Raw genomic sequence first — 14,251 nt, 5'->3', positions numbered from 1 at the left:
AGGGCGCCGATGGCCTCTTCGGCGGGGCGTGTGCCGTTGAGCGTCTCCGCACCCTGTCCGGCGCCCGGCCGGGTGGTTAGTGTGGCTGGCGGACGACGGGCGAGTGGGAGGAGTGCGACGGTGGCGACGAGTACGCAGCACGGGATGGTGGGGCGGGCGAGGCCGGAGCTCGATCTCAGTGGGGCGGACTGGCAGTCCGGCAGCAAGGGGGCGGGGGACGTGCAGATCGCCTTTGTGGAGGGGTTCATCGCCATGCGGAACGCGGCGAATCCCGTGGGGTCTTCGGTGATCTTCGATCCGGCGCAGTGGCGGGCCTTCGTGGTCAATGCGCGGGCCGGGGCCTTTGACCTGACGTGACCTGAACAGCGTCGTCAACAGGGTTTGCGCCAGGGGTCCAGGTCGAGGTTCTTGCGCATCGAGGACAGGCCCAGGCGGCGGGATTCCGCGCAGAACTCGCCGTTGGGCAAGGTGTATTCCACGTGGAAGACGGCCTTGCCCGCGGTGATGAAGGGGCGGAGGCTCTCGCATTCGTCGAATTCCGCGCACTCCTCGTTGACCGCGAAGTCGAAGTGGCGGACCAGCTGGGGGATTTGCTCCAGGTCGTTCTTGAGGCCCACCGCCAGGCCGCGTTCGTGGGCGATGGTGGCGAGCATGGTGTTGTAGGCGATTTGGTGGGCCGCGGTCACGGGGAAGCCGGTCTTGTTCTGGTAGCCGTCCATCAGGTCGGGTTCCACCGCGTCGAAGCCCTTGGCCCGGCACATGTCGAAGCGCTTCTCCATCAGCGGGCGGAGGATGTCGATACGGCGGATGTCCAGCCAGCGTTCGCCCGCCCAGCCGTTCGTGGCGCCCAGCACCGACTTCGGGAAGGCGGCCTTGTCGGGTCGGAAGTCTTCCCACGCGCCCGCGTTGATGTAGCAGATCACCTTGCGGCCGTCCGCGTGCAGCCGTGCCACGTCGGAGGCGCTGTTCTCGAAGCCGTCGATGTCGTAGACGGGTACGTCGGTACGGGGGTCCACCCGGCCGTCCAGCTGCCACTGCCAGGCCGTCCCCGGGCGGGGCTGCCAGATCGCCCGGGAGGACGGGCGCGGGGACGTGCCCTTGCGGGGCGGCGGGGCGGACGTCGGCGGGCGGGTGGCGGTCCCGGAGGCCGCCGTGCCCAGGGGGAGCGGGGTCGTGGAGGGCCCCGGTGAGGGTGAGGTGGGGGGAGTGGTGGGTGCTGCGCCCGCGGCCTCCGGGCGGGGGTTCGGGGCGTCGGCTTCCGTACGCGGTGATGTGCAGGCCGTCATGACGAGCAGGATCAGGAGTGCCAGGGGTACGAGTGGGCGCAGTCGGCTGCGTACGTGTCCACCCCCGCCCGCGTGCGGGGGGCCGGCGGGAGACGACACGGCCGGGGCCCGCAGGGGCGGGGTGCCGCGGTGCGGTGCGGGGCTCATGACGCGTGCTCCAGGAGTTCGGGCGGCAGGGCCGACCACGGGTTGGGGAGTTCGCCGTCGACGGCGCAGCAGACCGCCGCGCCCCGGGTGCGGGCGGTGCGGGACGCGACCGGGGAGAGGGCGCGGGGGACTCCGTACACCAGATGGCAGAAGCGTTCCGGAGGGTGGCGTTCCGTCCAGCGGGGGCGGCTGAATCCGGCGACGTAACTCGTCCAGTGGCCCTCGAAGGTCACGATCAGGTCGGCGATCCGGGCGTACCCGGGGGAGGGGTGCACGCCGGGGTTGAGGACCACGGTCCGCGCGCCCGTGCGGCGTGCGGACCTGACCGTGCGGCGGCAGGCCGCAAGGTCTGCGCGTTCGGAGGGGGCCCGGTCGAAGAACCAGCCGTCGACGCCGAACCACTCCACGTGCCGGTCGACGTCGGCGGCGACCTCCGGGGCCGGGCGCGCCCCGTAGTCCAGGTCGACGTACCCGAGCACGGGCACCCCCGCCGCGCGCAGGTCGGCGGCGGCGGAGGTGAACGCGGGGTCGGGCTGTTCGCCGGGGCCGTCGGCGGCGTTGAGCACCACGCCGCGGACCCGGCCTGCGGCGCGTGCGGCGAGCCGCCACGCCTCCGGGTCCACGGCGGGGTGCGCGTACAGCGGCAGCAGGATGTTCACCGCAGGGTGTCCGGGTGGGGCGCGTGGGCCGGAACTCCGGTGCGGGGCCCACGGGGGTGGGACTCCGTACGGGAGTGCACGGCGGGAGCGGGCGTGCCGGGTGCGGTGGCGGGGGAGTGCCCGGTGGGTGCGGTGGCCGGGGAGTGCGCGCCGGGTGCGCCCGGTGCGGTGGCATGGACTCCGGTCCCGGTGCTGTGGGCCTCCGCGTGACCGCCGAACCGGCCTCCCGGCGGGTGGGGCTCCGCGCGGTGTCCCGGTCCGGAGCCCGCGCCGTGTCCCGGGCCGGAGCCCGGAACACGGGCCTCCGGGTGGGGGCCGTTGCCGGGTCGGGGGCGCACGGGGGAAGCGCCTCCGGTCTCGGTCTCGGCCTCGGAACGGGGGGACGGCACGAGGTCTGGGCCGGAGCCGGACGCAGCGTCGGCCGGTTGCTCCGCGTCCCCGGCCGGTCCCGAGAGCTCCCCGGCCCCCGTCCCCGGCTCCGCCCGGCGTACGGGTTCCCGGGCAGCCCGTGCGGGCGTGGCGGGTTGTTCCGCGAGGACCGTTTCCCACAGGGCGCGGGCCGCGTCCTCCAGGGAGTGGCGGGGGCGCCAGCCCAGTGCGCTGCCCGTCGACGTGATGTCCGAGCACTGCCAGGACACCTCGGCGGAGCGCGTCGACGCCTCCTGCCTGCTCTCCTGCACCCGGCCCCGGAAGCCCGAGATCCGTACCAGTTCCTGCACCAGCTCCCGCACCGGCAGGGCCCGGCCGCCGGAGACGTTGAGGACCGGGGGGAGCGGGCCCGAGGCCGTGGTCGCCAGGGCCACGGCCTCCGCCACGTCCCGTGCGTCGACGAAGTCGCGGAACGCGGAGAGGTCGCCGAGGCGGATCACCGCGTCGGGGTCCTGGCCCGCCACCAGGAGCTCGCGGGCCAGGCGGCCCGGGAGGCCCGCCGCCGGTGCCCCGGGGCCCACCGGGTTGCCGACCCGCAGGACCACCGCGTCCAGGCCCGAGGTCGCCACGGCCACCGTCCCGGCCAGCTTGGTCGCGCCGTAGAGGCCCGCCGGGCGGGTCGGGTCGGTCTCGGTGACCCGGATGCCGTGCGAGGTGGGACCGTACTCGGCCGCCGAACCCAGGTGGATCAGCCGGGTCCTGGGCGCCGCCCGTTGCAGCGCCGCCACCAGCACGGCCGGGCCACGGGCGTTGACCTCGGCGAGCGTGACCGCGTCACCGCTCACCGAGCCCGCACAGTTGACCACGACGTCGGGGCCGAACTCCCTTAGTGTGTCCGCGAGTTCGCGGGCGTCGGCGGAGCCGAGGTCCACCCGCAGACCGGCGTCCGGGCCCCGGCCGCCGGAGAGCAGCCGGACGTCCGCGAGGGACCCCAGCCGCTCCACGGCGTGCCGGCCCAGATAGCCGGTCGCCCCCAGTACGAGTACGCGCATCGTCTCTCAGGCTCCCTTGAGCAGCAGCGAACGGTGCGTCGTGAACTCCGCGTTCGCCCGGTCGTAGTCGTCCGGGCGGCCGATGTCCAGCCAGTAGCCGTCGAACGCGTAGGCGTGCGGGGGCGTGCCGTCCCGCAGCAGGTCCAGGACCAGTTCGTCGAAGCCGAGGGGGAGACCGGCGGTGTAGTTCGCGAGGGTGTCGCGGGAGAGCCCGTACACCCCCATCGAGACCCGGTAGTCCATGCTCGGCTTCTCCGTGAAGGCCACCACCTTGCTCTCGTCGGTGGTCAACACCCCGAAGTCGATCCGGACTTGACGGGCGTACGTGGCGATGGTGAGCGGCGACCCCGAGGCGCGGTGGCTTGTCAGCACGTCCGCGTAGTCGAGGTCGGTGAGGATGTCGCCGTTCATCACGAGGAACGTCTCGGGGAGCTGGTCGCGCAGGTTGAGCAGCGGCCCGATGGTGCCCAGCGGGCTCTCCTCGGTGGCGTAGTCGACCTTCAGGCCCCACTGTTCGCCGTCGCCGACGTACGCGCGGATGATGTGCCCGAGATGGCCGATCGCGAGGGTGACGCTGGTGAATCCGGCGGACGACAGCTGGCGCAGCACGATCTCCAGAATGGCGTGCTGGTCGCCGATCGGGACGAGCGGCTTGGGCAGGGCGGTGGTGTACGGCCGCAGCCGGACGCCCTTGCCTCCGGCGAGTATCACAGCGTGCATGGTGGCCTCCCTAGGTGGAACGCGGAACCGGCAAGGTGAAGTGGTGCTGGGTGGAGGTGGAACAGAGGTGACGCTGCGTCAGATGTTGTAGATGTCGGTCTTGTAGCGGGCCAGGTTCACCGGGTCGCCGAAGAACTCGGCGGTCGCCGCGAGGCCCTGCTCCAGGTCGTGGGCGGGGCTCCAGCCGGTGGCGGCGGTCAGCCGGGACGCGTCCGCGACCAGCCGCATCACCTCGGAGTTCGCGGGCCGGATGCGCTGCTCGTCCTCGCGCACGTCCAGGTCTGCCTCCATCACCTTGCCGATGAGGCGCACCAGGTCGCCGACCGAGATCTCGCCGCCGGTACCGGCGTTGAAGGTCCGCCCCACCACGTCCTCGGCGGGCGCGGTGCCCACCGCGAGGAACGCCTGCGCGGTGTCCTTGACGAAGGTGAAGTCGCGGGTGGGGCGCAGGTCGCCCAGGGTGATGGTGCGCGAGCCCGCCGCGACCTGGCCGATGACGGTCGGGATGACCGCCCGCATCGACTGCCGGGGCCCGAAGGTGTTGAAGGGGCGCAGCGTCACGACGGGGGTGGCGAAGCTGGCGTAGTAGCTGTCGGCCAGCCGGTCGCCGCCCGCCTTCGAAGCGGCGTACGGGGACTGGGTGTTGATCGGGTGGTCCTCGGTGATCGGTACGGTCTGCGCGGTGCCGTACGTCTCGCTGGTCGAGGTGTGCACGAGGCGCGGGGTGCCCAACGCACGTACTGCTTCGAGGACGTTGAGGGTGCCGGTGACGTTGGTGTCCACGTAACTGTGGGGCGCCTGGTAGGAGTACGGGATCGCGATGAGCGCCGCCAGGTGGTAGACGGCCTCCGCGCCCTCGGCCAGGGCCCGCACCGAGCCCGGGTCGCGGACGTCGCCGAGGACGATCTCGACCTGGTCCAGGACGTCGGGGGCCAGGGTCTCCAGCCAGCCGTAGGAGGAGAAGGAGTTGTACTGCGCCATGGCGCGCACTCGGTACCCGGCGGCGACCAGGGCCTCGGTGAGGTGGGAGCCGATGAAGCCCTCGGCCCCGGTGACGGCGGCGAGCGGTGAGGTGGTCAACGTAACGTTCCTTACAGGTTGTTGGGAGACAAGGGGCAGGTGTTGCCCGGAAGGAGGCGCCCGGGGGCCGGGGGCGCCGCAGAAGTCGGGAGGGAAGGGGCTCTCAGGCGTGCGCCGTCGGACGCCCGAGCAGGTGCAGCGCACACGCCAGCAGGCCCACGGCCGCCGCGCCGCAACACAGCAGGGGGACGAGCGGACCCGCCGGGGGTCGCAGGAACGCGTCCGCGGCCACCCCGGCCGCCGCGCACAGCGTCAGCCCGGCAGGGGCCCAGGCGACGCCGAACGCCTGGAGGAGCAGCGCCGTCCACAGGAGGGCGGCCAGCGCGAGGAGCGGGGCGATCTCGGCCCCGGTGAAGTACGCGGCCGGTGCCAGCGGCAGCAGGTACACGGCCAGGCAACCACCCAGGACGGCAGCGGACTTGGCCCGGAATCCGGTGGGTGTGGCGGCCCTGCGCAACGCCGCCACCGAGAGCCCCCGGTAGCGGAAGAGCAGCCACTCGGCCGGACCCATGCTGAGCGTGAGGACGACCACCGCCCACGCGTGCTGGAGCCCGGCGCACATCACCAGCACTCCGGCACCGAGGCCGAACAGTCCGTACGGCAACGACACGGCCGCCCCGGGCCGCACCGCACCGGGTGCGGGATCCTCCCGTACCGCATCACGGATCGCCCGACCGGCCACCGCCACCACCAACACGGCGGTCAGCAGCGGCAGTCCGGCCCGCACCCACGGCCCCGGCTCCACCCACAGCAGCATCGCCGCACCCGCGATCACCGGCACCAGCGTGGCCAGCAGCAGCCGCTCCCGGGCGAACACCAGCAGCACACCTGCCGCCGCCAGGTACACCGACTGCCACACCGCGAACAGCGCGGCAGGCGTGGGCCCGGCCAGCGCGGTGGCCGCCCCCGACGCCAGCAGCGCGCCCGCCGGGGCCCCGTACAGCAGGGTCCGCCCGGCCTCGTGCCGCCCGGAGGCCAGCCGCAGGTACGCCCGGTGCGCGAGCCCCTGGCTCCACGCCCAGGAGATCAGCCCCGCCACGATCAGCGCGGCCACCGCCCCGTCGGAGAACCACAGCCCCGAGGTCAGCGGATACGCCAGCCCCGGCAGCCCGAACAGCGCCCCGCGCAACGCGCACCGCACATGGTCCGGCGCCCACGGGTCGGCTGCCCCCGGCGGCTCCGGGAAGTCGCGCGGCACCCGCGTGTAGAGGTCCTGGGCCAGCGAGAAGAGGTCCTTGTGCCCGTACTTCCGGGTGATCGCCTCGCCGGTCAGGCCCTCGGACTCCAGCAGGGCGGCCACCTCGTACGGGTGCACCGCGGGCCCGATCCGGTCGGCGAGCCGGGCCGCCAGCTCGTCCACCGCGTCGTCCGGGTGCACCCGGCGGCCCGCCCCGATGCGCGGCAGCCGCAACGCCATGGTGACCTGCGACAGGGAGGCCAGCCGCAGGGTGAGCGTGTCCTCCTTGCCGCGGTGCTGCTCCAGGGATATCGGGCCGCTCATCCGGCCACCTGCCGAAGCTGGACGGTCTCGGAGTGGTCGAAGTGGGTCCCCGTGGCGCGCGGGCTGCCGTGCGCCAGGTCGACGTAGATCTCCCGGAAGGTGTCCACCGTCTGCCGCAGCGTGAACTGCTCGATCACCCGCAGCCGCGCCGCCTCGCCCATCGCCGCCCGCCGGGCCGGGGCCCGCAGCAGTTCCAGCGCGGCCGCCGCCATCGCGGAGGGATCGCGCGGCGGCACGACCAGACCGGTGTCGCCGACGGCCTCGCGCACCCCGCCCACGTCCGTGGACACGGTGGCCCGCCCGCAGGACATGGCCTCGATGAGGGTGAAGGGGAAGCCCTCGCTGATGCTGGACAGCATCACGACGTTGCCCGCCGCGTACGCGTCCTTGATGTCGTCGACGCGGCCCTCGAAGGTCACCGCGTCACCGTGCCCGAGCTCCGCGGCCAGGGCCTCGCAGCGCTCCCGGTACGCCTCCCCGCCGCGCGGCGTGCCGCCGAACAGCCGCAGCCGCGCCGTCGGAAGCTGGGCCCGCACCTGGGCGAACGCGCGGATCAGCGTCTCCAGGTCCTTGATCGGGTCCACCCGGCCCGCCCAGCTCAGGGTGGGGCCGGCGGGCTCGGGCCCGGCGGGCGGGAAGGCGGCGGGGTCCACGCCGTTGTAGACGGTACGGATCAACTCCGGCGGTGCGCCGCCCTGTTCCTCCCACAGCCGGTTGTACCGGTTGCCCGGCGTGATCAACGCGGCCTTGCGGTACGTCTCTTCGGCGAGCAGCCGGAAGAAGCCCAGCAGCACCGCCTTGACCGGCCAGCGGTACGGACCGGTCCGGTAGCCGAGGTAGCGCTCGCGCAGATACACCCCGTGCTCGGTCAACAGCAGCGGTACACCGTGGAGTTGGAGCGCGGCGAGGCCCGGCAGGACCGCCACGCCGCCGCTGACGGCGTGCGAGACGCCGGTGCGCGGCGGGGGAGCGGACAGCGGACGCAGCGCGTGCTCCAGCAGCCCGGTCGCGGTCACCGCGTCGTGCACGGTCGGCGACGCCTCGCCCACCGGCAGCCCCGGCCGGTTCCACACGTCGGTCAGCACCCGGATCGCCGCGTCGCTGCGCAGCGCCGGGCTGAGCAGCCCGTCCCGGGCGGCGTGCGCCAGCTCGTACAGCGCGGGGGCGAACCCGTCCTCCGCGCCCGGGTCGAGGAGCGCCGTCAGGAACCGTTCGTACGCGGCCATCAGCTGCCGTCGGCGACGGCCGCGCGGCGGCGCACCGGCGGGGGCGGGCCCCCACATGGGGACGGAGAGGACCTCGCGGACGTGGCCGGGCAGCTCCCAGGCGAGGGACTCGCGCCCGGTGCCGGTGACCGCGACGACGTCGAAGTCGATGTCCGGCATGCCCGTGACGAGCTGGTCGCACCAGACACTCACGCCGCCGTGACTGTGCGGGTAGGTGCCTTCGGTGAGGAGGGTGACGCGCGCGGCACCGGAGTGCGGTGCGCGGTGCGGATCGTGCATCGATGCGCTCCACGGCAAGAAGGGTGCGGGAAGTGTCGGGGCGGCCCGGGCGGCCGCCCTCGCTGGTGCGTGGCTAGCGCTGTGGTTGGTACGGGACGGAGCGGACGACGCCCGGCGGAACGGGGGTGCGCGGAGCGGCCCTGAGCGGTGCCGAGCCGCCCTGCGGCGCGCCGAGGTCCGGCACCTCCGCCAGCTTCAGCGTCACCGCGCTCTGGCCGCCGTCCGGTGCGACCCACCCGGAGACCGTGCCCGCGTACTCCTGCCCGAAGGCGTCGGTGCCCGAGGCGATGACCCGGCGGGTGCCGTCCGGCATGGTGGCCGTGGCCCGGACACCGGCCGGGGCCTGCACGGTCACCGTGTCGCCGATGCGGTACGCGCCGACCTGCCCGGCGTTCAGCGCGGCCTTCCAGGCGGCCCGGTCGCGCAGCTCCGCGCCGATGTCGCGCATCCGCAGGTTCACCAGCGGCGCGGACGCCGTGTAGAGGTCGTCGTAGCGCTGGAGGGTGCCGTCCAGGACCGGGTAGGCGATGCGGTCCTCGGCCAGGTTGGACTGGTGGATGAAGTGCGGGCGCGGGTCGTTGCCCAGCACGTGCCCCATCGCGGTGGAGATCTCCTGCGGCACGATGTACTGCGCGTACCCGGTGGCCGCGTCCAGCGGACCGGGCAGGCAGGTGGTGTTGGGCAGGTCCTCGCAGAGGCCGCTGCCGCCCTGGTTGCGCCGGGTGTAGATCCAGTTGTACTCGTCGACCTGCTCGGCGACGCGGCCCGCGTTGTAGAAGATGTTGATCGGGTGGCGCGAGACGGTCTTCGCGGGACCCACCTGGCGCTGCTGTGGTTCGCGCGAACTGTCCGAGCCGAGCCAGCCGATGCTGTTCGCGGCGAGCGCGGGGGCCAGGTTCGGGTTGTCCTCGGGCTGCTGCGGGGAGACCTTCAGGCCGGAGTGCTCACCGGTCACCAACTCGTCGTTCTCGACGGGGAGTTGCTGGGTCGCCGCCCACTGGCGGTTGTCCGCTATCTGCCGCGATATCTCCGTCTGGCTGACGTACTTCACCGACCCGTCGGGGTTCTTCGCGCACTTCCACGGCACCGACGACACGTCCTGCTCGCAGCCGAGGAAGGGGTGGTCGTAGGTGTGGTTGATCCACCGGAAGTCGCCGCGCTGCGCCACGAAGGAGTCGGCGAGCGGGTCGGCGCCGTTGTTGTTCTCCCGGTGCTCGACGCTGCCGCCGCCGTTGTACGCCATGTCCAGGGTGAAGTCCCGCGAGGCCGACCAGGCGGCGGCGTGCTGGACGTCGGCCGCCGTCATCCGGATGGGGTTCGACTGCCCCTGTCCCGGCGGGCAGTCGACGTCCCCGGGTGTGCAGTTGAGGGTGGCGTCCCAGCGGTCGTCCGCCGCGAACACGTCGTCGACGTGCACCGCGAAGTAGTTGCGGGCCGCGCCGAGCCGGACGTTCTGCGTCATCCAGTCCACGATGCCGCGCGCCAGCAGGCGGAACTGCTGCTGGTACTGGTTGTACGCGAAGGTGACGACCAGCTCGCGCCGCCCGTCGTGCCGGTACTCGCCGACCAGGCTGCCCGTGCCGGTGCCGCCGGGGATCGGCGCCTCGACGTACGTCGTGAAGTCCGCCCCGGCCGCCGGACGCGCCAGGAACGCGTAACTCTCGCCCACCATGGGCGAGTTGTCCTCGAACGGTACGGCCCCTTCGAGGTATCCGAACGGGCCGCCGCGGCCCGCCGTCGTCACCTCGGCGCGCACGCCGTCCACGGACCCGCTGTAGACGGGCGGTTGGAGGCCGTTCTGTGCGGAGGCGTAGGTGTACGCGTCCACCTGTGGCACGGCGTACGTCTGCTCGTACGCGACCAGCGCCGCCATCTCGGCGGAACCGGCCGGGAAGGGGTTGTCGTTCGGCAGCACGACCGCCTGGAACTTCGCCCGGGGCCGCCCGTCGACGGTGTCCGCGAGGAAGGCCGCGTCGATCAACGGCCGCTGTGCGTTGCCGAGTTCGACCAGCGTGTACGGGGTGCCCGCACCGTCCAGTTCGGCGGCGATGGCGGCGGTGCCGGGGCCGCCGTCGCTGACGACCAGCACCCGCAGGTCGATGCGCGGCTGCTCGGCGGCCGTCGCCTGCGGTGCCGGAAGCGCGCCGGCCGGTGCGGCCGACAGGCCCAGTGCCAGCAGCAAGGCACCGGCCCCGAAAGCGCGTTGACGTCTGAGACGCTTCATGCGGTGAGCTTCCCTCCCGAACGGGCCCGCACGGCAGCGACACCGGGCGGCCCCCCACCCCCATCACGACGACGGTTCCCGCGCGGGGTGCCGCCGACGTGCTCTGTTGACTCACATATTCATGCCTGAGTGCAGCATTTGTGTGCCTGATGTGAAACCTGACGAAAAAAAGTAGGTGTCGATCTGGAGATCGGGGCAAGGCTCGACGCCTTCGGGGGGACGGTCACCGTGGGTAGGTGATCGGCTCCCGAGGGGTGCCGCAGGCCGTCCCCGTACTGGCCGCAACCGCTTTCCGTGACCGGTCCTGCACTCATCGTGAAGAGCCAGTGGACTAGTCCACCGAGCGTTGCCGACGGAGGGAGATATTCGGCCACTTGGGCGAGTGGTCGACTGTTCGAAGCGTGGGACCCGTGCCCCTCGGGCGGCTCCGGCGGGGTCGCTGAGGTGGGACGGGGTTGATCCGGGCGCCACTGTCAGACCAGTGGCGCGAACCATGTGCGCGGCCGCCCGGGAGTGCCTGTTCGAATCCGTCCTCGAACGCGTCCATTCCGGACGCGGGGTGAAAGTGAACCGGAGCTTCCTTGTCCGGCGGACGCCCCGCCCGCGCGTCGGCGTGGCGCCCTGTCCGGCGGCCCGGTCGCGGTGGGTGTGAGGAGGCGCGGACGAGGGGCCACGACTGTCGTGCACGGGTACGGCCGAACCTGTGAAGCTCCTGTGAAGCCTGATGTGGCGTCAGTGCACGGATGGCGCGTGCGTCGACTCCTCCCGCCGCCGGTCCCGGCCCCGGTGCCCTGGCTCGGACGCCGACCGCCAGGCAGCGGTGGATCACGTGCCCGCGTTCGCGGTGGTGTGCTCGTCGGCCTGCTCGCGCAGGGCGTGAAGGAGTGCCGTGACCTGGGGCCGACCACGGCCGCCGAGCGCGGCGACCCCGATGTGCCGGACCGGGCCCGGCGACGTGATCGGGACGGTGCTCAGGCCCGGGATCTCGGGGGTGAGTGCGATGGAGGGGATCAGGGTGATTCCCATGCCTGCGGCGACGAGCGAACGGGCGAAGAAGTAGTCGGTGGTCGTCCCGCGGATGTCCGGATCGAACCCGGCGCGCTCGGCGAAGCGGCGCAGATAGGCCTCGGTCTTCAGGCAGCCGAGCACCCAGGGTTCGGCTGCCAGGTCGGTGAGGTCGAGCGCGTCGTGGTGGGCGAGTCGGTGCCCCTGCGGCAGGACGACGTGCAGGGGGTCCTCCAGGAGTGGCGTCCACTCCAGACTGGGGCTGGGGCCCGGTCCGACGGGCAGCGGGCCGTCGAAGTGGTAGGCGAGGGCGAGGTCCACGGCACCTTGGCGGACGAGGGGAAGGGTGTCCTCGGGTTCGCCCTCCCTGATGTGCAGAACGGTGCGGGGATGGGCCGCCGTGAGCCGGGCGAGAGCGGCGGGGAGCAGAAGCCTCCCGCCGCTGGTGAAGGTGGCGAGGGTGAGCTGGGTGCGGCCAGTGCTGAGTTCGGCGACCCGCTGTTGTGCATGCACGAGCTCCGCCGCGACGGATTCGGCGGCACCGACCATGATCCGGCCGGCCGGTGTGAGGGTGACGCCTCGGGTGCTGCGTGCGACGACCTGGGCACCGAGGCTGCGCTCCAGGGCAGCCACCTGCTGGGAGACGGCCGAGGGGGTGAGGCGGAGAGCCGCAGCCGCCCGGTTGAAGCTGCCGTGCTCCGCCACCGCCCGCAGCACGCGCAGCCGCTGCACATCGATCAACAGTTTTCCTTCATACCGATTCAGCAAGGAGGGACTTCTGCTGATGACAGTAGGTCTCCAGGATGGGGGCATGCAAAGGATCTGCGTCATCGGCGGAAGCCGGTACTTCGGAAAACTCCTGGTGGAACGACTGCGGGCCGCGGGCCACCAGGTCACCGTGATCAACCGCGGCTCCACCCCGCCGCCCGCCGGCGTCGAACACCTTGTCGTCGACCGCAACGACGAGGCCGCCCTGCTGGCCGCGCTCGACACCCGCACCTTCGACGTCGTGGTGGACCAGGTCTGCTACACCCCGGTACAGGCCGCCATCGCCGCCCGCGCCTTCGCCGGCCGCACCCGGCGCTACGTCATGACCTCCACCATCGAGGTCTACGATCCCCGGACCGCCGCCCTCCCGGCCGCGCCCTCGGGAACACCCGTGCCGGAGGATCAGGTGGACCCGGCCACCTGGCAGGTGGCCCTGGACCTGCCCTGGCACGACGCCGCCTACCTGGAGGCGCACTACGCCGAGGGCAAGCGGCAGGCCGAGGCCGCCTTCGCCCACGCCGGCAGCTTTGCCTTCGCCTCGGTGCGCAGTGCCCACGTACTCGGCGGCGGCACGCAGGAATTCACCGGTCGGCTGGCGCACTATGCCGGGCGCATCGCCCGGGGCGAAGAGATCGCTGTGCACACGCAGGCGCTGCCCACGGTCTTCATCCACTACGCGGAACTGGCGGACCTGCTGGTGTGGGCGACCGCGGCCGACTTCACCGGCCCGGTCAACGCCTGCTCCGACGGCCCGGTCGATGTCTACGACCTCGCCGAGATCGTCGCCGCGCAAGCGGGCCGGGAGGCCGTCTACCGGACCGTCCCGGAGGGCGAGGAGGCCTCGCCGTTCTCCTTCGACCGCCACTACGCCATGAGCAACGCCCGTGCGAAGGCGCTGGGTTTCGCCTTCTCCCGCACCACCGACTGGCTGCCCGACGCCGTCGCCGAAACCCTCGCCGCCGCATCCGCCGTTCCCACCGCTTAAGGAGCAGGGCCACCATGCAGTACCGCACCATCGCCCACCACACGGTCAGTGCCGTCGGCCTGGGCGCCATGCCGCTGTCCATCGAGCACCGCCCCGACGAGACACGGGCCATCGCCACCATCCACGCCGCCCTCGACGCCGGTGTCACTCTGATCGACACCGCCGACAGCTACCACTGGCATGCCGACGAGACGGGCCACAACGAACTGCTGATCGCCCGCGCCCTGGCCCGCTACGGCGGCGACACCTCCCACGTTCTGGTGGCCACCAAGGGCGGCCGCGGCCGACCCGGCGACGGCAGCTGGACCATCACGGGCACCCCCGCCCACCTCAAGCAAGCCGCCGAAGCCTCCGCCAAGCGCCTGGGCGTCGACGCGATCGGCCTCTACCAACTGCACAAGCCGGACCCGACCGTGCCCTGGGCGGAATCCGTCGGCGCGCTGCGCGAGCTTCTCGACACCGGCACCATCCGCGCCGCCGGCATCTCCAACGTCACCACCGACCAGATCCGCCAGGCCCACCAGATCCTCGGCCACGGTCTGGTGTCCGTACAGAACCAGTACTCGCCCGCCGTCCGCGACAGCGAGCCCGAACTGCGGCTGAGTGAACAGCTGGGGCTGGCCTTCCTCCCCTGGAGCCCACTCGGCGGAATCTCCCGCAGCTCCCTCGACGGCCCTTCCGGAGCCACCTCCATCGGCACGGCCTTCCACCGCATCGCCGCCGAACGCGGCGCCAGCCCACAGCAGATCGCCCTGGCCTGGCTGCTCGCCCGCTCCCCGGCACTGATCCCGGTACCGGGAGCCAGCCGCCCGGCGTCCATCACCGACTCCGCCCGCGCCGCGGAGCTCACGCTGGACACGCAGGAACTGGCGGACCTGGAGGACGCTCTGTCGGGCTGAGCCGGGTCACGGATCGCCCACCGACTCCGGCCACGGCCGACTGTGCACCAC

The 14,251-nt window shown here is 72.7% G+C and carries 11 protein-coding genes and 1 pseudogene; 3 read left to right on the top strand and 9 right to left on the bottom strand.

Annotated features, from left to right (window positions below):
- Positions 1–144: 144 nt before the first annotated feature.
- Positions 145–357, top strand: coding sequence for a DUF397 domain-containing protein (locus tag ACIO3O_RS22010; protein ID WP_401748704.1), 213 nt, complete (start codon positions 145–147; stop codon positions 355–357).
- 14 nt (positions 358–371) lie between these two features.
- Here ACIO3O_RS22010 and ACIO3O_RS22005 read toward each other — a convergent pair whose 3' ends face one another.
- The 9 genes and pseudogenes from ACIO3O_RS22005 to ACIO3O_RS21965 all read right to left on the bottom strand — a co-directional run bounded on the left by ACIO3O_RS22005 (position 372) and on the right by ACIO3O_RS21965 (position 12,289).
- Positions 372–1,286: an endo alpha-1,4 polygalactosaminidase gene (locus ACIO3O_RS22005; RefSeq protein ID WP_401748702.1), complete on the bottom strand. Its 915-nt coding sequence runs from the start codon at positions 1,284–1,286 to the stop codon at positions 372–374.
- A 143-nt stretch (positions 1,287–1,429) separates the two neighbouring features.
- Positions 1,430–2,092: a spherulation-specific family 4 protein gene (locus ACIO3O_RS22000; RefSeq protein WP_401748343.1), complete on the bottom strand. Its 663-nt coding sequence runs from the start codon at positions 2,090–2,092 to the stop codon at positions 1,430–1,432.
- 512 nt (positions 2,093–2,604) lie between these two features.
- Positions 2,605–3,513 (bottom strand): annotated as a pseudogene (locus ACIO3O_RS21995) (NAD-dependent epimerase/dehydratase family protein); the annotation flags it as partial.
- 6 nt (positions 3,514–3,519) lie between these two features.
- On the bottom strand, positions 3,520–4,233 hold the full coding sequence (locus ACIO3O_RS21990; RefSeq protein WP_401748341.1) for an NDP-sugar synthase: 714 nt from the start codon (positions 4,231–4,233) through the stop codon (positions 3,520–3,522).
- A gap of 78 nt (positions 4,234–4,311) precedes the next feature.
- Positions 4,312–5,313, bottom strand: a complete 1,002-nt coding sequence (locus tag ACIO3O_RS21985; RefSeq protein ID WP_401748339.1) for an SDR family NAD(P)-dependent oxidoreductase — start codon at positions 5,311–5,313, stop codon at positions 4,312–4,314.
- Between the two features lie 103 nt (positions 5,314–5,416).
- Complete coding sequence (locus ACIO3O_RS21980; RefSeq protein ID WP_401748337.1) at positions 5,417–6,814, bottom strand: hypothetical protein; 1,398 nt, start codon at positions 6,812–6,814, stop codon at positions 5,417–5,419.
- Positions 6,811–8,319: a GT4 family glycosyltransferase PelF gene (pelF, locus tag ACIO3O_RS21975; protein WP_401748335.1), complete on the bottom strand. Its 1,509-nt coding sequence runs from the start codon at positions 8,317–8,319 to the stop codon at positions 6,811–6,813. The genes ACIO3O_RS21980 and pelF overlap by 4 nt, the downstream gene beginning before the upstream one ends.
- Before the next feature lie 73 nt (positions 8,320–8,392).
- Positions 8,393–10,543 carry a hypothetical protein gene (locus ACIO3O_RS21970; RefSeq protein WP_401748333.1) on the bottom strand — a complete coding sequence of 717 codons (2,151 nt, stop codon included), beginning with the start codon at positions 10,541–10,543 and terminating at the stop codon, positions 8,393–8,395.
- Between the two features lie 825 nt (positions 10,544–11,368).
- Complete coding sequence (locus ACIO3O_RS21965; protein ID WP_401748331.1) at positions 11,369–12,289, bottom strand: LysR family transcriptional regulator; 921 nt, start codon at positions 12,287–12,289, stop codon at positions 11,369–11,371.
- A gap of 70 nt (positions 12,290–12,359) precedes the next feature.
- On the opposite strand from ACIO3O_RS21965, the gene ACIO3O_RS21960 reads away from it, so the two are divergent.
- Positions 12,360–13,301 (top strand): NAD-dependent epimerase/dehydratase family protein, encoded by a 942-nt coding sequence (locus ACIO3O_RS21960; protein WP_401748330.1) that lies wholly within the window; start codon positions 12,360–12,362, stop codon positions 13,299–13,301.
- Between the two features lie 14 nt (positions 13,302–13,315).
- Complete coding sequence (locus tag ACIO3O_RS21955; RefSeq protein ID WP_401748328.1) at positions 13,316–14,200, top strand: aldo/keto reductase; 885 nt, start codon at positions 13,316–13,318, stop codon at positions 14,198–14,200.
- The last annotated feature ends 51 nt before the right edge of the window (positions 14,201–14,251 follow it).

The organism is Streptomyces sp. NPDC087440, from assembly GCF_044744005.1.
Classification (GTDB): domain Bacteria; phylum Actinomycetota; class Actinomycetes; order Streptomycetales; family Streptomycetaceae; genus Streptomyces.
This window is presented reverse-complemented; position numbering and strand designations above follow the sequence as displayed.

What these genes read in the sequence shown, in the direction of transcription:
- ACIO3O_RS22010 (WP_401748704.1), top strand. Translation starts at nt 145, where the DNA reads ATGGTGGGGCGGGCGAGGCCGGAGCTCGATCTCAGTGGGGCGGACTGG.
- ACIO3O_RS21955 (WP_401748328.1), top strand. Translation starts at nt 13,316, where the DNA reads ATGCAGTACCGCACCATCGCCCACCACACGGTCAGTGCCGTCGGCCTG.
- pelF (WP_401748335.1), bottom strand. Translation starts at nt 8,319, where the DNA reads ATGCACGATCCGCACCGCGCACCGCACTCCGGTGCCGCGCGCGTCACC.
- ACIO3O_RS21990 (WP_401748341.1), bottom strand. Translation starts at nt 4,233, where the DNA reads ATGCACGCTGTGATACTCGCCGGAGGCAAGGGCGTCCGGCTGCGGCCG.
- ACIO3O_RS21970 (WP_401748333.1), bottom strand. Translation starts at nt 10,543, where the DNA reads ATGAAGCGTCTCAGACGTCAACGCGCTTTCGGGGCCGGTGCCTTGCTG.
- ACIO3O_RS21980 (WP_401748337.1), bottom strand. Translation starts at nt 6,814, where the DNA reads ATGAGCGGCCCGATATCCCTGGAGCAGCACCGCGGCAAGGAGGACACG.
- ACIO3O_RS22005 (WP_401748702.1), bottom strand. Translation starts at nt 1,286, where the DNA reads ATGACGGCCTGCACATCACCGCGTACGGAAGCCGACGCCCCGAACCCC.
- ACIO3O_RS21960 (WP_401748330.1), top strand. Translation starts at nt 12,360, where the DNA reads ATGCAAAGGATCTGCGTCATCGGCGGAAGCCGGTACTTCGGAAAACTC.